General features: G+C 41.4%; 15 protein-coding genes and 1 riboswitch. Of the genes, 12 read left to right on the top strand and 3 right to left on the bottom strand.

The window, feature by feature from the left end:
• Window positions 1–4: 4 nt before the first annotated feature.
• Window positions 5–754 carry an alpha/beta hydrolase gene (locus R8925_RS06820; RefSeq protein WP_430535141.1) on the bottom strand — a complete coding sequence of 250 codons (750 nt, stop codon included), beginning with the start codon at window positions 752–754 and terminating at the stop codon, window positions 5–7.
• 237 nt (window positions 755–991) lie between these two features.
• On the opposite strand from R8925_RS06820, the gene R8925_RS06815 reads away from it, so the two are divergent.
• Window positions 992–2,014, top strand: a complete 1,023-nt coding sequence (locus tag R8925_RS06815) for a branched-chain amino acid aminotransferase (protein WP_430535140.1) — start codon at window positions 992–994, stop codon at window positions 2,012–2,014.
• Window positions 2,015–2,099: 85 nt separating this feature from the next.
• Here the strand turns inward: R8925_RS06815 and R8925_RS06810 are convergent, their stop codons facing one another.
• Window positions 2,100–3,578: an LM6179_1298 family efflux MFS transporter gene (locus tag R8925_RS06810; RefSeq protein WP_430535139.1), complete on the bottom strand. Its 1,479-nt coding sequence runs from the start codon at window positions 3,576–3,578 to the stop codon at window positions 2,100–2,102.
• A 132-nt stretch (window positions 3,579–3,710) separates the two neighbouring features.
• Between R8925_RS06810 and R8925_RS06805 the strand changes: the two genes are divergently transcribed.
• The 7 genes from R8925_RS06805 to R8925_RS06775 all read left to right on the top strand — a co-directional run bounded on the left by R8925_RS06805 (window position 3,711) and on the right by R8925_RS06775 (window position 15,142).
• On the top strand, window positions 3,711–4,763 hold the full coding sequence (locus R8925_RS06805) for a M42 family metallopeptidase (protein WP_430535138.1): 1,053 nt from the start codon (window positions 3,711–3,713) through the stop codon (window positions 4,761–4,763).
• Window positions 4,764–4,775: 12 nt separating this feature from the next.
• On the top strand, window positions 4,776–5,249 hold the full coding sequence (locus tag R8925_RS06800; protein WP_430535137.1) for a glutathione peroxidase: 474 nt from the start codon (window positions 4,776–4,778) through the stop codon (window positions 5,247–5,249).
• Between the two features lie 517 nt (window positions 5,250–5,766).
• The gene (locus tag R8925_RS06795; RefSeq protein ID WP_430535136.1) at window positions 5,767–6,309 is read left to right on the top strand and encodes an NfeD family membrane protein; all 543 of its coding nucleotides are present in this window, start codon (window positions 5,767–5,769) and stop codon (window positions 6,307–6,309) included.
• Window positions 6,310–6,377: 68 nt separating this feature from the next.
• Window positions 6,378–7,928 (top strand): flotillin lipid rafts scaffold protein FloT, encoded by a 1,551-nt coding sequence (gene floT, locus R8925_RS06790; protein WP_430539421.1) that lies wholly within the window; start codon window positions 6,378–6,380, stop codon window positions 7,926–7,928.
• A 206-nt stretch (window positions 7,929–8,134) separates the two neighbouring features.
• Window positions 8,135–11,953, top strand: a complete 3,819-nt coding sequence (pulA, locus tag R8925_RS06785; protein ID WP_430535190.1) for a type I pullulanase — start codon at window positions 8,135–8,137, stop codon at window positions 11,951–11,953.
• A 144-nt stretch (window positions 11,954–12,097) separates the two neighbouring features.
• Window positions 12,098–13,666, top strand: coding sequence for a peptide chain release factor 3 (locus R8925_RS06780; RefSeq protein ID WP_430535134.1), 1,569 nt, complete (start codon window positions 12,098–12,100; stop codon window positions 13,664–13,666).
• Between the two features lie 90 nt (window positions 13,667–13,756).
• Complete coding sequence (locus tag R8925_RS06775; RefSeq protein ID WP_430535133.1) at window positions 13,757–15,142, top strand: collagen binding domain-containing protein; 1,386 nt, start codon at window positions 13,757–13,759, stop codon at window positions 15,140–15,142.
• Window positions 15,143–15,186: 44 nt separating this feature from the next.
• On the opposite strand, the gene R8925_RS06770 is transcribed toward R8925_RS06775, so the two are convergent.
• A complete protein-coding gene (locus R8925_RS06770) occupies window positions 15,187–16,143 on the bottom strand; it encodes a hypothetical protein (RefSeq protein WP_430535132.1) in 957 nt (318 codons plus the stop codon).
• Between the two features lie 179 nt (window positions 16,144–16,322).
• Window positions 16,323–16,495, top strand: a riboswitch (yybP-ykoY riboswitch).
• 31 nt (window positions 16,496–16,526) lie between these two features.
• Here R8925_RS06770 and R8925_RS06765 point away from each other — a divergent pair.
• The 4 genes from R8925_RS06765 (at window position 16,527) to R8925_RS06750 (ending at window position 20,217) form a co-directional block, all read left to right on the top strand.
• Window positions 16,527–17,297: a TerC family protein gene (locus R8925_RS06765; protein WP_133619758.1), complete on the top strand. Its 771-nt coding sequence runs from the start codon at window positions 16,527–16,529 to the stop codon at window positions 17,295–17,297.
• A gap of 113 nt (window positions 17,298–17,410) precedes the next feature.
• A complete protein-coding gene (locus tag R8925_RS06760; RefSeq protein ID WP_430535131.1) occupies window positions 17,411–18,172 on the top strand; it encodes a TerC family protein in 762 nt (253 codons plus the stop codon).
• Window positions 18,141–19,556: a TrkH family potassium uptake protein gene (locus R8925_RS06755; protein WP_430539419.1), complete on the top strand. Its 1,416-nt coding sequence runs from the start codon at window positions 18,141–18,143 to the stop codon at window positions 19,554–19,556. The genes R8925_RS06760 and R8925_RS06755 overlap by 32 nt, the downstream gene beginning before the upstream one ends.
• A gap of 148 nt (window positions 19,557–19,704) precedes the next feature.
• Complete coding sequence (locus R8925_RS06750) at window positions 19,705–20,217, top strand: VanZ family protein (protein WP_430535130.1); 513 nt, start codon at window positions 19,705–19,707, stop codon at window positions 20,215–20,217.
• Window positions 20,218–20,304: the final 87 nt, after the last annotated feature.

Genomic DNA, 20,304 nt, shown 5'->3' with positions numbered 1-20,304 from the left:
CTCCTTAAACGGTCATATCTTCTGTTTCAAATTGTTCTTTGTCTAGCATAAATTGTAATGCTTCTTTTACAAACGGTTGCCAATATTTCCAGCGATGCTTGCCTTCGAACTCTTGAAAATAATACTCAAAACCGCGTGATTGTAAAACCTGGTGAAGCGCTAAATTCGGTTCTAAAAAATTGGCCACCTCATTATTTGTCATGGAAACCTCTGTTTCTTCACTACCAATCACGTGAAAAATTTTAACAAGTGCGGGGTTCGCTTTATTCGCAAGCGTCATCAGTTCGTCATTCACGAGTGGGGAGTGCAAAATTGCATTACCAAAAGTGTGCGGATATTTCAGAGCCGCTTTTAAAGACACGCTAGCACCCAATGAGTCTCCCATCAAAAATCTACTTGCCCCCATGTGATATGTTGGAAAAGTAGCTTCAATATAAGGCACAAGCTCATGTGCTAAAAAGCGGATATAAGCTTCGTTTTGCGAGCCATTCGGATGGTACTTTGCCCGGCGATCCTCTACAGTTTTGTAAGGAATACCGACAAAAATGGCCTCTTGAATCTGATGATTTTCTGCCAATTCATCAGCAAACCGTGCCAACTTACCGAACTGAAAATAGTCCTTACCGTCCTGTACTAAGAAAAAAGGGTACTTCGAAAGCGGCGAAAACGTTGGCGGTAAATAAATTAATAAGTCCAGTTCCTCGTTTAAAACATTACTCCAAATCTTTTGTTCCAACATTTTTGCTTCTGACATTTGCAAATCCCCCTTCTTTATTCGTTGTCCGAATTATTAGACAATAACCTGTGAGCAAGATATTAAGAGCCAAACTTCGATAACGTATTTACATTCTACCACAAAATGAAAACGATAGGGAAACTTTTGCTTAAATAATCAGTTTTTTTTCAAAAGATTGCATGTCTTTTTTCAAAAGCTGTGGAGTTATGATATAATAAACAAATCAAATAATAGAAGAAAAAGGGTGGGAATCGCATGAGTAGTAAGGATATTGATTGGAGCACACTTGGTTTTGAGTACATTAAAACGGATTTGCGCTATGTTTCTATTTGGGAAAATGGCAAGTGGGATGAGGGGACAATGACAGAAGATAATGTCGTTCACATCGCGGAAGGCTCCACAGCGATTCACTACGGACAACAATGTTTTGAGGGACTAAAAGCGTATCGTTGCGCGGATGGGTCGATTAATTTATTCCGACCGGACCAAAATGCACAACGGATGAAGCGTAGTTGTGATCGGTTATTGATGCCTGAATTTCCGGAAGAACGTTTTATTGAAGCGTGTAAGCAAGTGGTTGCGGCAAATGAAGCTTATATGCCACCATATGGTTCAGGCGGGACGATGTATTTGCGCCCATACTTGATTGGAATTGGCGATAACTTGGGAGTTCGGACAGCACCTAAGTTCATGTTTTCTGTATTTTGTTGCCCAGTTGGTCCATATTTCAAAGGTGGCTTAAATCCAACGAACTTCATTATTTCAAAGTATGATCGTGCAGCTCCAAACGGTACAGGAGCCGCGAAAGTTGGCGGTAATTACGCTGCAAGTTTGTATCCAGGAAAAATAGCGAAAGATCGCGAGTTCAGCGACTGTATTTATTTAGATCCCGCGACACATACAAAAATTGAAGAGGTGGGAGCAGCGAATTTCTTCGGTATCACGAAAGATAATCGCTTTGTAACACCGTATTCACCATCTATTTTGCCAAGTATTACGAAATATTCATTACTTTATTTGGCAGAACACCGCTTAGGCATGAAAGCGGAGGAAAGTGATGTGTTTATTGATAAATTGGATGAATTCACGGAAGCTGGAGCATGTGGAACCGCGGCCGTTATTTCACCAATCGGTGGAATACAAAATGATGATGATTTCCATGTGTTTTATAGTGAAACAGAAGTTGGCCCAGTTACAAAAAAATTATACGATGAGCTTTGTGGGATTCAATTTGGTGATGTAGAAGCACCAGAAGGATGGATTTATAAAGTGAAGTGATTTACGGAATTTGATAAAGTGGTTCCATCATATGAAAAAAGTAGTGCTGCAAAATCTAAAATTTGGATTTTGTAGCACTACTTTTTTATTGATTTCCTGAAACATGTTTTTTCGGTAAGATAAAATGAATCGCGTAGCTGAGTAGACAGCAGGCGAACATGGCCCAAAAAACCATGTGGAGTCCGCTATACAGAACGTCTCGCAATGGTTCAACGAGAGCAGCATCCACATTTCCTGATGTTTGAGGACTGATAAGTTGGTTTAAGTTATCGCGGTTCACACCAGTTTCGGCATTTTTAAAACCGCTTGCTAGCACAGAATTGAAAATTGTTCCAAATACAGCCACACCAATCGTCTGACCGACTGTACGGAATAGCGTATTGGAAGCAGTCGCAATACCTGTCTGTTCTTTTTTCACGGCATCTTGTACGGTAACGGTCGTTGTTGTGAAAATAATTCCAAATCCAAAACCCATCAAAGCGCTGTCGAGATAGAAATAAACATCTGGTGTCGCGCTCGGAAATAACGCTAAGAAAAGTCCACTAACAGTCGTGATAATAACGCCAATACCAACTGTATGCCTATTCCCAATGGACATTAACAACCGCCCACCGATAAAGGAGCCAATAATCCAGCTTACCGAAAGCGGTGCAATCATCAATCCAGCAATCATGGCACCATGTCCCATCATGCCTTGCGCCCACATCGGAATGTATACGTTGATGCCAATCAAAAACGCGCTCACGAGAAAGCCGATTAAGTTGCCGATTAACACGACTGGATTTTTAAAGAGAACAAACGGCATGATTGGGTCTTGCGCTCGTTTTTCAGCGAAGTAGAAGGCTATAAATAGTATCACCGAACCGATTAACAAAATAACAACAAGCGGTTCCAGCCAATTCAATGTTTCGCCAGCTCGTTGTAGAGCGAATAGTAACCCGAGTAACGCGATCGTGAACAGCGTGGTACCGAGGTAATCAATCGGCAACTTCACCCTAATTATGTGTTCTTTCAAATATATCGATATAAGTATAATTGTCAAAATTCCAACCGGCACGTTGATAAAGAAAATCCAGTGCCACGATAATTGATCGACCAAAAAACCACCGAGTAGCGGTCCAAAAACACCAGCAATTCCCCATGCAGAACCCATGAAACCGAGCACCTTGGCACGTTTTTCAAAAGGATAAACATCAGCAATAATGGTCATTGTTGTAGGTAGAATTCCGCCAGCTCCAATTCCTTGAATGGCTCTAAAAATAATGAGTTGTTCCATCGTTTGCGCAAAACCGCAGAGTGAGGAACCGACAATGAAAATAACGGTAGCAATGATAAAAATTTTTTTACGACCGAACAAATCGGATAATTTTCCGTAAATTGGGACAGTAACGGCCGAAGTAAGTAAATAAATCGAGAAAATCCAGTTCATTAGCTCAATGCCATTTAAGGCGCTAACGATTGTAGGCATTGCAGTGCTAACGATTGTGCCCTCAATCGCGGCCATAAAAGTTGCCACAAACACGGCAATTGTAACAGCGGTCCTTTTTGTATTCGTTTGTTCCATTTCAATAAAAACTCCTTTCACACATCAATAAAATTATAACATAAGTCAAATCGAAAAAAGCAAGATAGCCGTCATTAATTTGAAAAAGGGGTATAATGGACAAGAGAAGAAAGTGTTAGGAGGAATTGAAGAATGGCGTTTGAACCGAATACATTAGAGACAATGGAGCTAATCAAGCAGTTGACAATGATACCGAGCCCGACAGGAAATACAGAACAGGTACTTGCTTTTGTGGAAGATTACTTGAAAGAGGCAGGAATTGCGAGTGAAAGAAATCATAAAGGCGCCTTGTTAGTTAGTGTTCCAGGGAAAGATACAACGAAGCAACGGATGTTGACAGCACATGTGGATACATTAGGAGCGATGGTAAAGCAGGTGAAACCAGACGGGCGCTTGGCGATTAACTTAATTGGAGGTTACCGTTTTAATGCTATTGAAGGAGAATACTGTCTGATTGAAACGAGTGATGGCAAGCAATATACAGGAACTATTTTGATGCATCAAACGTCAGTTCACGTATATCAAGATGCTGGAACGGCGCCACGTGATGCAAAAAATATAGAGATTCGGCTGGATGCGAAAGTTTTTAACCCAGAAGATGTTGCTAAACTGGGAATCGGCGTTGGGGATTTTGTGTCACTCGATCCACGCGTGGAAATCATTAACGAGGAATTTATTAAATCGCGCCATTTAGATGATAAAGCGAGTGTTGCTATTTTGCTCCGTTTACTGAAAAAGCTGCAAGAAGATAGCGCAGAATTACCATATACGACGAATTTTTTAATTTCTAACAATGAAGAAATTGGCTACGGCGGGAATTCTAATATTCCTGTTGAGACCATCGAGTATTTGGCAATTGATATGGGCGCGCTTGGTGATGGACAAACATCAGATGAGTATACCGTTTCGATTTGTGCAAAAGATGGAAGTGGCCCTTATCATTACGGTTTACGAAAAAATCTTGTGCAACTTTGTAAAGAGAATGAGATTGATTATAAAGTCGATATTTATCCATTCTATAGTTCTGATGCAAGTGCTGCAATTAAGGCTGGGTTTGATATTGTGCACGGTTTGATTGGCCCAGGAATCGATGCAAGTCATGCATATGAACGGACGCACCGAGATTCTTTATATCATACAGAGAAATTAGTACACGCGTATTTATTTTCTAAAATGGTGAAATAGGAGGAGAAGAATATGTCTATTTTTGAATTAGAGCAAGAGACACTACACGGCGAAACAGTATCACTAGATCAGTATAAAGGTGATGTTATGATTGTCGTAAACACAGCGAGCAAATGCGGTTTCACACCACAGTATGAAGAATTAGAGAAACTCTATCAAGAATATAAAGATAAAGGATTTACGGTTTTGGGGTTCCCATCAGACAGTTTCATGAATCAGGAACTAGACACATCGGGCGAAATAGAGGAATTTTGCAAAATTAATTACGGCGTGACTTTTCCGCTTTTTGCGAAATCAAAAGTGCGTGGCTCCGATATTAATCCCGTATTTGACATATTGACAAAGCAAAAAAAAGGACTGCTAGGTGGCGGAATCAAATGGAATTTCACCAAGTTTTTACTAGATCGCGATGGCAATGTAGTTGAACGCTATGCACCAAAAGACAGCCCAATGAGCATGAAAGAACAAATAGAATCCTTGTTATAATTAAAAGCCGAAAAATAGTGAAAGTCTTACAGACTGTAGAAAAACTACCTCACATGATTTTCCGCAAAACCTCAGCGTGTTGTTGGAGTTCTTCGACATGAAATGAGTTAGTCCTCCAATATGCAGAGAAATTTCATTTGTCTGCCGTCCTTCAAGCTTAGTTTCTAGGCAAAAGCGAGTACCAGCGTGGAGCTTCCTTGCGTACGTTGACTGAAAACAGAGAGGGAGTCTTATCCCCGACCATGTGAGAAGTTATGCGAAACGCAGTGTAGAAGAGCACTGGAACGGAGTTTTTAACAGAAAGGATTACAGGCTCGCTTTGCTCTCCTGCATATTGGGGCTCTAACTCAGCATCACTTCGAATAGCCCCAACAATGAGCGTTTGTCGACACGCTGAGTCATATTCTGTGATTCCCCACTAATTCACAAGCGTTTCTCGAGCTGCTTGTGAGTTAGTGGGGAATTTGGTACAATAGTAATGAGGCTAATGTTCTCGTAGTGGAATGGAGGTATGATAATGACACTATTTGGATACCCAATCGAGACGGTTTATTTCACGGTGTTGGTTGTTGTCGGAATAATTATTTTAATCGATATTTTGACAGCGCTTATATTTTCTGTGGGACTTATCAGCTTCGTATTGGATTTACTACCAATTCCAGGTTCTGTTTTACTTTATTTCATGGGATTTGCAGCGGCAACGGGGTATTGTGGTGAGCGATTTACGTCTTTTTCCAGTACTACGATTTTGATTGCGGCGATTGTGGTTGGGGTTGCTTTTTCATCGATTCTTTATTTTGGAATTCTTTTACCGCTTTCGAAAAAGAGCGACTCGATTGCGTATGAGACGAAGGATTTAGAGGGGAAAATAGCAAAAGTGATTACGCCTGTTCCAAAAGATGGTTTTGGTGAGGTAATTATCGAAATGAATGCTGGTAATATTTCCAAAGCTGCCAAAAGTGATGAGAATGAGCCAATCGGACGAGATGAAACGGTATTAATAATTGATGCCACGGATTCTTTTGTGACGGTTGTGCCGTATGAACCATTTTTGAAGTAAAGAGAGCCTAGTTTTAAAAACAGAGACGACGAGGAGGAATTACTAAAATGGAGTTACTGACAAATGGTATGACGATGATTGTGATTATTGCGGTCGCTATTTTATTACTGTTTTTGATCGTATTTATTACGAAATATAAGACAGTCGGGCCGGATGAAGCGTTGATTGTTTCAGGGAGTTATCTAGGTGGTAAAAATGTGTTCGTTGATGAGGGCGGCAAGCGGGTGAAAATTGTACGCGGTGGTGGTACGTTTGTTATGCCGGTGTTCCAGCAGTCTTCACCACTTAGTTTACTATCGAGCAAGCTAGAAGTACGGACGCCAGAAATTTATACGGAGCAAGGTGTTCCAGTAACGGCAGACGGAACAGCGATTATCAAAATTGGTGGCTCGATTTCAGAAATTGCGACAGCTGCCGAACAATTTTTAGGAAAAACAACACAAGAACGTGAAAATGAGGCAATCGAGGTTGTGGAAGGGCATTTGCGTGCGATTCTGGGCTCGATGACCGTGGAAGAAATATATAAAAATCGAGATAAATTTTCCCAAGAAGTGCAAGGTGTCGCAACGCAAGATTTGTCAAAAATGGGACTTATTATCGTATCATTTACGCTAAAAGAAGTGCGCGATAACAATGGATACTTGGATGCTTTAGGTAAGCCACGAATTGCACAGGTGAAGCGTGATGCGGATGTTGCCGAAGCAGAAGCGACAAAAGAAACGCGGATGAGACGTGCCGAAGCAGAGAAAGAGGCGACACGTGCGGAGCTGGAGCGTAAAACAGAGATTGCTGAGGCAGAAAAGCAAAACCAGTTGAAAGTCGCGGAATATCGTAGCGAGCAAGAATCGGCGAAAGCGATTGCCGATCAGGCGTATGACTTGGAATCGGCACGCTCTAAACAAGAAGTTGTGGAGCAGCAAATGCAAGTTCAAATCATTGAGCGTGAGAAGCAAATTGAATTGGAAGAACGTGAAATTAAGCGCCGTGAGCGTCAATATGATGCCGAAGTGAAGAAAAAAGCAGATGCGGATCGTTATTCGATTGAGCAAGCAGCAGCAGCCCGTAAGAGTCAAGAGTACGCGGAAGCAGAAGCGAACCAATACAGAATCGAAACGCTAGCAAAAGCCGAAGCCGAGCAAGTGCGAGTACAAGGTATCGCAAAAGCTGAGGCAGAGCGTGCGCAAGGTACAGCCGAGGCCGAGGTTATCAAGCTACAAGGTCTTGCCGAAGCAGAAGCGAAACGTAAAATTGCCGAAGCATACGAGTTGTATGGCCAGGCTGCGATGCTTGATATGATCGTGAGTATGCTTCCTGAGTACGCAAAACAAGTGGCGGCTCCGATGGGGAATATTGATACGATTACAGTTGTGGATACTGGTAGTAGTGAAAGCAATGGTGGCGCGAATAAGGTTAGCGGTTATGCGACGAATTTGATGGCGACAGCACAAGAAAGCTTGAAAGCAACGACAGGGCTCGATATCCGTGAATTGCTTGAGAATTTTTCAGGTAAAGGGAATGTAAAAGGAAGCATTGAGGATCTGACGGATGCTGTGAAATCGCAGAAGCCTGTAGAAGTTACAGAAGTGGAAGCAACAGGCAATAAGGTAGAAGAGGATTAAAAATAGCTGGGTATGGTAATCGCTATGATTGCTGTATCCAGCTATTTTTATTAGGAATGAAGAAAAATCTGATATATATAGCGATTTTACAACTTGTTATCGTTAACAGTTAAATTTAGGTTGATTTAACCAGTCGAGCTTGATTATACTTTAGGTTGAGTAAGCGCTTTCTAATAAATAGAAAAGGGGTTAGGGATTTGAAGAAAATGTGGCGTAAGTATCTAGTCTCCATCATGATTGCTATCTTTGCTATACAGAGTTTTGGATTGGGGATTCAAGGTTTTGCAGAGGAAACAGTAGCACCGAAGCCAGATGTGGCACAGCAAGCGAAGTTAGCTAATTCGGTGAATGACAGTGCGTTATCGGAAAATAGGGAGAGTAAAACGAAAGTCATTGTTCATTACAATCCAAAAGACCAAGCGAGCAAAGCATGGCAAATGTGGGTGTGGAATAACGATGGGGTTGCTGGGCATGAGGTTGTTTTTGAGGACACGAATGCGTATGGTGACTATTCGAAAGTAGCGATTCTGGACGTAGATGGCGTGCAATCGGAACTCGGATTTTTGATTAAAAATGGTTCTGGTTGGGGTGGCGATCGTGATATTAGCAGTGATCGTTATATTTCTACAAAAGAAGGAATTACTGAGGTTTGGCTAAATTATGGTGAGGAAGCTATTGCTACAAAACCAGCGAATTTGGCGGTCTTACCAAGTCATGAGAATTTAGAAGTGACATTTTATTATCATCGTGATGATAATGATTATACGAATTGGTTTGTGCATTCATGGGCGGATGGCGCAACTGGAACGCAAACGATTAATTTTGCAGATGGTCAAGCGGACGGTGATTGGCAATCGGTGAAGGCGACTTTTAACGCTTCTAGTGGGGCAAGTTTGTCGAATTTAGGATTTATTATTGCGAATAATGCGAATGGTAATTGGGAGAAGGACGGGACGGAGGACGATCGTTTTGTTTATCTGTTCACAGATGATGGCAAAGCGGAGGTTTGGATTGTAAGTGGGGATAAGACAGGCTACCGTAATCCAAACTTTGCGGATGCGACGAAGCAGATAAAAACGGCAAGTTTGACAGGGTTCAAGGAAGTGAAGGTGACACTGAATCGTGATGCAACGCCGCTTGACTTGATGGCGGATGTGACGCTTACGGAGGATGGAAACGCGGTTACGATTTCGAATATTAGACGAGATGCCACGAATTCATCGGTTTTCTATATTGAAACGATGCAGGATTTGCCGATTCAAGTTGCCTTGACGGTGAAGACGGATGGATTTGGCGAGAAGCTTGTGGATACGACGAGCATCGTTCGGAACCAAGCATTTGATGCAAAATATGCTTACACGGGCGCGGAACCGTTGGGAGCAACATATGGTGCTGATCAGAGTGTATGGCGTTTATGGGCTCCGACAGCCGCAAGTGTGAAGTTGACGACATATCAGGATAATTTGCCGAACAGTCCGGTAGCACAGAGCTATGATATGACACCAAAAGCACAAGGAATCTGGGAATTCGCGGCAAAACTCCCTTCCGGTACAGCCTATACGTATGATTTAGTTTTTGCGGATGGCAAGAAAACGGTGTCTCAAGATCCATATGCGAAAGCTGCAACGGCGAATGGGAATCGTTCGGTTATTTTAGATCCGGCAGTCATGGTTCCAGCAAATTGGGAGACAAATCGGATGCCAGCGTTTACGAATCCGACTGATGCGATTATTTATGAAATGCACATTCGGGATTTCTCGATTGCCAATAAAGATACGGTGAACAAAGGGAAATATTTAGGTGTGATTCAAGAAGGGACGAAGACGGCAGGTGGTGATGCAACTGGAATCGACTATCTAAAAAAAATGGGCATCACGCACGTTCAAATTTTGCCGATGTTTGATTATGCATCGTTGAATGAGGAAAATCACAATAACGCTTCGGAACAATTGGGCGCGCTACCGTATAACTGGGGTTATGATCCGAAAAACTATAACGTCCCAGAAGGTAGCTATAGCACGAACCCATACAATCCTGTGACGCGGATTCAAGAGGCAAAACAGATGGTGCAAGGGCTTCATAGCAACGGTTTGCGTGTTATTATGGACGTTGTATATAATCATGTATTTGACGCAGGGGCGCATTCTTTCGAAAAAACGGTTCCGGGCTATTATTTTCGATATGGTGATGATGGCAAGCTTGCGAACGGCACAGGTGTTGGCAATGATACTGCTTCTGAGCGTGCAATGATGCGGAAATACATGGTTGATAGTGTCGCTTATTGGGCGAAAGAATATCACATGGATGGTTTCCGTTTTGACTTGATGGGAATTCATGATGTCGATACAATGAACGCGATTAAAGCAGAATTGAATAAAATTGATCCATCGATTATCGTGCTTGGCGAAGGCTGGGATCTGGGAACACCGCTTGCAAGTGATGCTAAAGCCAACCAAAAAAATGCCTCTAAAATGCCAGAAATAGCACATTTTAATGACTCGATTCGTGATGCAATCAAGGGAAGCACATGGGGTGGACACGAATCAGAGCCTGGCTTTGTGAATGGTGCCGCAGGGAAAGAATCACTTATCGCGAAAAATATGTTAGCAGGAAGTCTTCGCGATCAAGGCCAAGGAATTTATGATTTCACGCAACCTAGCCAAGTAATTCAGTACGCTGAGGCGCATGATAATTTGACACTTTGGGATAAATTGGCGTACTCAAATCCAACTGACTCTGAGCAGGATAAAAAGAAAATGCAAAAAATGGCAACGAGCATGGTGCTACTATCACAGGGTGTGCCGTTTATTCATGCCGGACAAGAATTTTTCAGAACGAAAGATCAGGATGAGAATAGTTACCAGTCGAGTGATGCTATCAATAAGCTAGATTGGGAACGATATGCAGAAAACATCGATTCGGTTCAAGAGATTGAAGCGGTGATGCAGTTGCGAAATTCCGAGCCACTTTTCCGACTCACCAATTATGCTGATATTAATCAAAAAATGAAGATTATCAAGCAAGATGACAGCATAGTAGCATACGAATTAAAAGATGGCGATACATCATATGTTGTTGCTTTCAATGTGAATAAAGCAGAGAAAGAAATTGCGATTCCAGCGAATAAATACTGGGCTAGAATTGGCGAAACAACGACAGATTTAACCGCCGAGACGAGTACTGTAAAAGTAGGCGCGCTATCCACGCTCGTTTTGAAAAATGGCACGGAAACTTTTGAAATTGAAGCTTCGGCCGGTGTTGGTGGAACGATTACACCGAGTGGCAAACAAACGTATGCAGTTGGCGAAAAACCTAGTTATACGGTGAGGGCAGATACTGGATATCGCTTGCAACAAGTACTAGTAGATGGAAAAGCTGTAACGCTCTCAGGAAGCACGTATACATTTGAATCACTAGCAACTAGTCATAAAATAGAGGCTATTTTCGAAGTGATACCCCGAGAAAATAAGCTTGAGAGTTTAGATAAAATCACATTACCAGTTGCTGAACTCATGGCGCAACCTGGACAAAGTGAAAAAGAGTTGTATTTGTTACAAAAACTAGCAGCTCGTGGATATTATCAATTGGAAGGCGACGCGGAGCAACATGATTTGGATATCACACTCGCTGTAACAAATCTGGATTGGGAGGCTCCAAAAGCAGGCGTTTATGAAGGAACAGTCCAACTCACAAGTGAGGTGCGCAGTAGAGTGGCGACAACGAAACCTGTTCAAATCACGTTGACCGCAGCTGCGCCGGCACCAGGTGGTGGAGAAATTACAAAACCAGTCAAACCAACGATACCATCAGGACAAGTAGGCGGTAATGCAACAACAGTACCACCGAAAAAAGAAACGAATGTACCTGTCAATAAAACGGATGAAAGCCCTGTAAAAGTAACGCCAACAGAAGCATTACCAGCAACCGGTGACAGCAATACTTCTCTGCTTCTTTTACTGGGAGTAATCTTTATCAGCGGTAGTATCGTATTTATGACGACAACACGAAGAAAAGATACGAATTAAACTTGTATGAAGCTAAGTATAGACACAATAAAGCGTCGATATTTAGCTTCATTTTCTACATATTATTTTTTCCAAAAACTATCTCAAAAACGTCTGGATATGATATACTAAGGAAATGTGAGTATGTCTAGGAGGAATTTGAAAATGGTTCAAGATTTGAAAAAAGAAGTTGCTTCGCGCAAAACTTTTGCAATTATATCTCATCCGGATGCTGGGAAAACAACGATTACTGAGCAGTTATTGCTTTTTGGTGGGGCGATACGCTCAGCGGGAACAGTCAAAGGGAAGAAGTCGGGTAAGTTTGCGACGAGTGACTGGATGGAAATCGAGAAACAGCGTGGTATTTCGGTGACGAGTTCGGTAATGCAATTTGATTATGAAGGTTCACGGATTAATATTTTGGATACACCGGGTCACTCGGATTTTAGTGAAGATACGTATCGAACGTTGATGGCGGTCGATAGTGCGGTCATGGTTATTGATAGCGCGAAAGGGATTGAGGCACAAACCTTGAAACTCTTCAAAGTTTGTCGGATGCGTGGTATTCCTATTTTTACTTTTATCAACAAAATGGACCGTCAAGGAAAAGCGCCACTTGAATTGCTTGCCGAATTGGAAGAAGTTTTGGGCATCGAATCGTATCCAATGAACTGGCCGATTGGTATGGGTAAAGAGCTTGGTGGGCTATATGATCGCTATCACCGTCAAGTGGAACAATACCGTGTGGAAGGTGACGAACGCTTCTTACCTCTTGGTGAAAATGGTGATTTAGTGGAGCCGCATGTGATTCAAAATTCCAGCTATTATGAACAAGCGCTTGAGGAGATTATGTTGCTAGATGAAGCTGGCAATGATTTCAGTGAAGAGCGCATTGCCGCGGGTGAACTAACACCAGTATTTTTCGGTAGTGCCTTAACAAATTTTGGTGTGGAAACATTCTTGAAAACGTATGTAAACTTTGCGCCAGCACCACAACCTCGCCAATCTAATGAAGGTGAAATAAACCCTTATATGGACAAATTTTCTGGTTTTATCTTTAAAATCCAAGCAAACATGAACCCAGCACATCGTGACCGGATTGCGTTTGTGCGCATTTGTTCGGGTGAATTTGAACGGGGCATGTCCGTGAACTTAACACGTACCGGCAAGCCGATTAAACTTGGTAATTCGACGCAATTTATGGCAGATGATCGTGAAACTGTTAATACCGCAGTTGCTGGGGATATTATTGGTTTATACGATACAGGGAATTATCAAATTGGCGATACGATTACGAATGCTAGCAAGACGCTTCAATATGAAAAACTACCACAATTTACGCCGGAACTGTTCATGAAAGTCTCTGCAAAAAATGTGATGAAGCAAAAGCATTTCCACAAAGGAGTTGAGCAGCTCGTTCAAGAAGGTGCGATTCAGCTTTTCAAAACGTGGCGTATGGAAGATTACATTATCGGTGCAGTTGGCCAACTGCAATTTGAAGTTTTTGAACACCGCATGAACAATGAATATAATTCTGAGATTCGAATGGAGCCCATCGGTTCGAAAATTGCGCGCTGGATCAAAGAAGAAGACGTGGATGAAAAACTATCTACACAACGAAGCATGCTCGTAAAAGATCGTTTCGACAAGCCATTATTCCTATTTGAAAATGAATTCGCATTAAACTGGTTCCACGATAAGAACCCAGATATTGAATTAACATCCTTGCTATAAATCATGAAAGAGCCTATTTTGGGCTCTTTTTGTGTTTCAAAAGAAAAAACAAGGGAAAATGAAATTTATATTACATTAAGGGGTGAGGAAATGAGAAAGATAGTATTTATTTTAATGGGAGTTCTATTGTTTAGCATTTCTGTGTTGGTTACGGGAGGGCAAGAAGCAAAAGCGGCAACAGACTACGGCTCACAGTTCTTTACGCATGTAGAAATGCAAAATAAAAATGGAGTTGCTAGCACGGATTTTAAAGAAAATGATCGTGTGAAAGTGGTTTACAATTGGGAATTGACACAAGCAGTACATAGCGGTGAAACGATGACGATACCATTACCTGAGCAACTGAAATATGTCAGTTTTGCACCGTTTTTGCTAAAAGATGATAGTGGCAACACAGTAGCAACGGCGATTGTAGATCCGATAAACAACAAAATTATACTGACTTTTACGACATTTGTTGACACGCACATAGATATTAAAGGATCGATGTTTTTTTATGCAGATTTTAACAAAAATAACATTGTAACGGATCAATCAAATTCAATTGCTTTTCCATTGGCCGGTGATTACACGACGCTTGATATCATGATTCATAAGGTAGGAAATGGAGGTGGTGGAACGGTTACGCCGACTGTAGTATTTAAGCAAGGACGAATTGATACGAAAGATAGCAGTCTTATTAATTGGACGGTCACACTCAATAACGCGCTCGAAGACATAAATGATGCTTATTATAGTGATATTATGGGAGCAGGACAATCACTCTATGGCCCAGTAAAACTAAAGTACCGCGATGCTGATAAAAAAGAACTGTACACGAGAACTGAAAATGTGGTGCTGGATTCAAAGCGTAGTTTTCGTTTAGAGTTAGGCGACCTTATCGATACATCGGTCGTAATAACGTACCAAACGAAAATGGCGGGCGGTCAGTTCAGCTATAAAAATACCGCTAAAATTGGTGGTTCAAATATTGAAGAACAAACAAGAAATGCAACTGTCAATGATTATTCAGGAGGTGGGGAAGGTGAAGGTAGCGGGAATAATCCACCACCAGTTGAGCCGCCAATAGTAACGCCAGATCCGCCAGTGGCAACAAAACCACCAGTAACACCAGAGCCTAGCACAGAACCAATCGTTGTGATACCGGAAGTAAGCACGATGATAGATGGCGATAATGAATTACAAATATACGTTGTTAAAAAAGGAGATACGCTTCCAAGCATTGCAAAAAAATTCGAAACAACGACAGAACAACTAAAAATATGGAACAAACTCCCGAGTAGCGAAGTATATGTAGGGCAAAAGCTGATTGTGAAAGTAACACCGAGGAAAGGCGCTATACAGGAAAAGGAAACATCGAATCCACCAGCCATGAAAATATTACCCCAAACTGGAGATACGACAGACAGCCTAGTTACCATCATTGGTACTTTTTTAACACTGACGTCTATAGGTTTCCTAGCTCGTAAAAAATAGTAGAACCTAGCGATGAATTGGATAGAAAATTCATCGCTAGGTTTTTATTTATCCATCTCTGCTTGGAGTTTACGAGCTAATTTTTCGTAGTTCTGAAAGTCTTTGTAGTCCTGCTTAGGAATAGTGAGCAAGTTTTGTGTACCCAAAACCTGCTGTTCAATGCCATCTGCGAATTTTATGAAAGCATTGGCGGTTTCTTTGCTATAATCTAGCGAATAGTATTTGGATTGGCGATAAAAAGCTTGTAGTTTAGGGTCTGTAATGTCCTTTTTGTTATCAGCAAATATTTCATCATACTTTACAGAAATAATCTTATCATCAGCTGTAACGACTTGTAGACGCGCTGTTAGACCATTGCCAAGTGGCTCTGCAATCCCATAATAGTAAAATCCAAATGGCTTTTTCACCCAATCTTTCATTTCCTCAGCAAGCGGCATCATTCCATTTCTAGCACTAGTCGAAGAACCTCTTACTGTCTCGAAATTACCATCTAGTCGGTTTTCTGCAAGCATCTGACCTTCTAAAAATGTAATGCCATTCACCCAAGTTACTAACGTGTCATCTGTTCGGGTGTTCTCGGCTTGGAAAAAAGCATAGTCAGAAAGGCGTTTCGATGCATTAGCATACTTTGGTTCGTAATAGTTCGGTGCAGCCATCTCGTTAAATTCAACATGGATTAGCTTGCCATCATTGTCTGTTACTAACTCTAAGATGCCATGATTTCCACCATCAAAATCAAGCTCATTCTTATAATAATTCCCATGGATAATACCAATCGGTGGCTGAACAGACCAAAACATGCGCGCTTCTTTTTCTGCTGGTGTGAATTTTGCCTCGGGGTGCGTGCCGAATGTGGTAGTTGTGGCAGAAGTTACAACATCATAATTATATTTATGGCCTTGAGATTCCACAGAAACCTTCTTTGCTTTAGGTTCTTGGCTATTCTCATTGGAGCAGGCGACTAATGTGAGCGATGCAAGTATTAACATTATTTTCTTCAAATCGATTTCCCCCCTCTTTCTTTCCAGTATCGCAAAAAAAGATAAAACTGTGCTAAATTAAATATGAAATAAAAATAAATTTTTAGTCAAATAACACACCATTCTGTCAATGAAAAGCTTTGTTGACAGTTGGACTAATTCTATGATATTATTTTTCTATCAATCAAATATCACTTTTGACATTCGTCAAGGGGGAGTAGCGTTAGTCTTATTTAGTAGACTGAGATAAAGTCGTCATTACATGGATATCGTATCCATCGGTTTTATCAACATTTCATGAAAATGTCAGCGAGACCTTTGCCAAACATCTGGCAGGGGTCTCGTTTTTTGTGTTTGATTAGGAGACGCTGACGACGGTTGAAAGAAAAAAGGAGGAATTTTATTTGGATACAGCAATGATTTTAGAGTACGGATGGGTTTTACTTGTCTTAATTGGTTTGGAAGGTATTCTAGCGGCCGATAACGCGGTTGTTATGGCGGTTATGGTAAAACATTTACCGGATGAACAGCAGAAAAAAGCCCTATTTTACGGCTTGATTGGCGCATTTGTGTTCCGATTTGCAGCTCTTTTCTTAATTTCCTTTTTGGCAGAAGTTTGGCAAGTTCAAGCGCTTGGAGCTGCATATTTGCTTTATATTTGTATTAGCCATATGTGGAAGCACGCAAAAGGTAAAGACGATGGGCATAAAGTGAAGGAAGGTAAGGGTTCCAGCTTCTGGGTAACTGTTTTAAAAGTGGAGATTGCCGATATTGCCTTCGCGATTGATTCGATGTTAGCTGCTGTAGCACTAGCAATTACACTTCCAGCAACAGGCTGGGGCACAATTGGTGGACTAGATACGGGACAATTTAGCGTGATGTTTATCGGTGGACTCGTTGGCTTAATCTGTATCCGTTTTGCTGCAACACAATTCGTAAAATTACTGAAAAAATATCCATCTCTTGAAACAGCTGCCTTCCTCATTGTAGGATGGGTCGGTGTGAAGCTAGTTGTTTACACATTAGCACATCCAGAATTAGGAATCATCCCAGAGCACTTCCCACACTCAACTGTTTGGAAATTAACATTCTGGGCAGTCATGATTGCCATCATCTTATGGGGCTGGCTCATATCTGTTCGTGCAGCCAAAAAAAATCCAGATGCAAAAGCTTAATAAAAATGGAATCTTGCTCCCGTTGCGTTTACGGGAGTTTTTCCGTTATATATAGTTAGCAAATAGAGTAGAAGATATGGTAAAGTGGAGAGTAAAGAAATGGTGGGGTGGACATGGATATCTCGATTTGGGGAGAATATATATGGGTATTTTTGATTTTGATTGTGCTAGAAGGGGTACTTTCAGCGGATAATGCTGTTGTTATGGCTGTCATTGTTAAAAAATTACCGCATGATCAGCAACGAAAAGCCTTATTTTATGGGCTGGTCGGAGCCTTTGTTTTTCGATTGATTGCAATGCTTATTATTTCCTATTTAGTTAATTTTTGGGAAATACAAGCGATTGGTGCCCTGTATTTACTTTACTTAGCAATAAAGCACATTTGGGACAAAAATACCAACAAGAATAAAATAGAAAAAGAAGAAAAAGAACCAAAGCCAGCATCTTTCTGGGGAACAGTGGCACGCGTGGAGTTAACAGATATCGCCTTTGCCTTGGATTCGATGCTTGCGGCTGCCGCTCTAGTGGTTACTTTACCAGCAATCGGTACATACGAAATTGGTGGTATGAGTGCGGGTCAGTTTACTGTGATGTTCTTGGGAGGTTTAGCAGGATTAATCGTTATTCGTTTTGCAGCAACACAAGTGGTGAAATTATTGAAGCGTTACCCTACTTTAGAAACAGCCGCCTTCTTGATTGTTGGGTGGGTTGGGGTGAAAATGGCCGTGATTACATTGGCTAACCCGCAAGTAGGCATTTTATCAGAGCATTTTCCAGATTCAGCAGGGTGGGAGATCACCTTCTGGTTCGTCATGATTGCTCTTGGTTTAGGTGGTTATATTATTGCTAGGAAAAAAGAGAAACAAAAGGGATAATTATATGATTGGTGGTAACTCGCGCCGAGGGAAAATACGTGCAAGGATGTCTAGGCTAACACCGATTCAGGTCATCATCACGTTTTATTTCCTATCGATTACATTTGCAACAGCACTACTAAGCATGCCGTTCACACAAAAACCAGGTGTTAAAATTCCATTCATTGATACGCTATTTACAGCAGCGAGTTCGGTGAGTGTAACGGGTCTGGCATCGGTGAATATTGGTGAATCTTACAGTCGCGCTGGAATTTGGGTGCTAATGGGACTTTTCCAAATTGGTGGCCTTGGTGTCATGATGCTTAGTACGTTCTTTTATTTGTTATTGAAGCGCAGAGTTGGGCTACGTCAGCGCCAGTTAATTATGACAGATACGAACCAATTTTCAATGAGTGGGATGGTCCGGATGTTACGTGAGATTCTGATTTTGATTTTTGGAATCCAGTTTATTGGTGGACTGATTCTAGGCATTTATTTTATCCCGTTTTATAAAGGCGATGTTGGTGAGGCAATGTTCCAAGGATTATTTAACTCGGTTTCAGCGGTGACAAATGCTGGTGTGGATATTACAGGTTACTCATTGACGCCGTTCGTGACGGATTACTTCGTCCAATTTATTACGATATTGCTCATCATCGCTGGCGGGATTGGTTTTCCTGTCCTAATTGAAGTACGCCGATTCTTATTCGAAAAGAATACTTTGATACCATTCCGTTTTTCTTTGTTCGTAAAAGTGACGACGGTTACCTATATGGCACTGCTTGTCATTGGTGGACTGCTAATTTGGGCGATGGAGAGTCAGCATTATTTTAAAGGAACTCCGATTGATGAGGGCTTCTTTAACTCGATGTTCTTATCCGCAACGTCCAGAAGTGCAGGCTTGTCAACGATTGACACATCAGCACTGACAGACCCGACGCTACTTGTGGTTTCAGCACTAATGTTCATCGGAGCATCGCCAAGCTCCGTGGGTGGTGGAATTCGGACGACGACTTTTGCGATTACGATTTTATTTTTGTATTCTGTGATCCGTGGACGGAACCATATTTACATTTTCGGCCGTGAATTGTACCAAGAAGATGTGCGAAAAGCGTTGGCTGTAGCTGTTTTTGCAACTCTCCTATGTGTTGGGGCAATTACAATACTAGGATACACAGAACAGGCAGAACTGATGGCAATTGTGGTCGAAGTGTTTTCTGCGTTTGGAACTTGTGGCTTATCGATGGGGATAACGGCCGATTTGAGTTATTTCGGCAAGATTATCATTATCCTGCTTATGTTTATCGGGCGTATTGGGATAATGTACATGATGTTATCCTTCCGCACTAAAGATGGTAAGAAAAACGCGATTAGACTGCCAAAGGAGAAAATTATTACGGGGTGAAATCTGGTTTTTAATTCCGCTAAAAAGTGTCAGGTAGCTGTGTCTGACATTTTTTTAGAGCTCAAAATCCTAATAAACTTAACGTTTTTCATTTAATTTTAATCTTGTTATGATAAAGTTATGAAAAACACGTAAGGAAGTGGCATTTTTGCAACGAAGATTATCTTGGTTATGTATTGGCATAGCTGTAGCGATGATTATTATTTTGTTTGTCTCCTCATCGCAAACCTACGAGCAACAATCTATGACATCTGGTTTAGATAGACTACTAGCCAATAAACCATTCGAAAAGCAATTATCAGCTATATCTTTTCATTATGCTGGTTCGGAAATAAGTATAGCAGCGAAAGGATACAGTTCTTTTGTTGAATTCTTTATACGCAAAGGTGCACATTTCTTTTCTTATGCACTTATGGCTTTTAGTTTGTTTGTAGGATTCAGTGCTTTTATAAAAAGAAGCTGGTTAGTACTTTCTCTTAGCGCAGGAATTCCTCTCGCATACGCTGCGTTTGATGAATTCCACCAAATGTTAACAGGTGGTAGAACGCCACTAGTTCAAGACGTTATTTTGGATTTCGTGGGAGCCTTGTTTGGGATAGTTCTTGCCTATTTGCTCGTAAGGTGGCTCATAAAAAAAGATAAAGCATCAGTTACTGATTGATGCTTTATCTTTTTTTGTGCGCCCAGCATGCGCAAATGCTAGGTGGTGAAAGTCCACTACAGGCTTGGCAGTAGGAACTGTTAGCTC

This window comes from Listeria rocourtiae subsp. hofi (assembly GCF_963575615.1).
Classification (GTDB): domain Bacteria; phylum Bacillota; class Bacilli; order Lactobacillales; family Listeriaceae; genus Listeria_A; species Listeria_A hofi.
The sequence above is the reverse complement of the archived record's forward strand: the minus strand, read 5'-3'. Positions and strand labels throughout refer to the sequence as shown.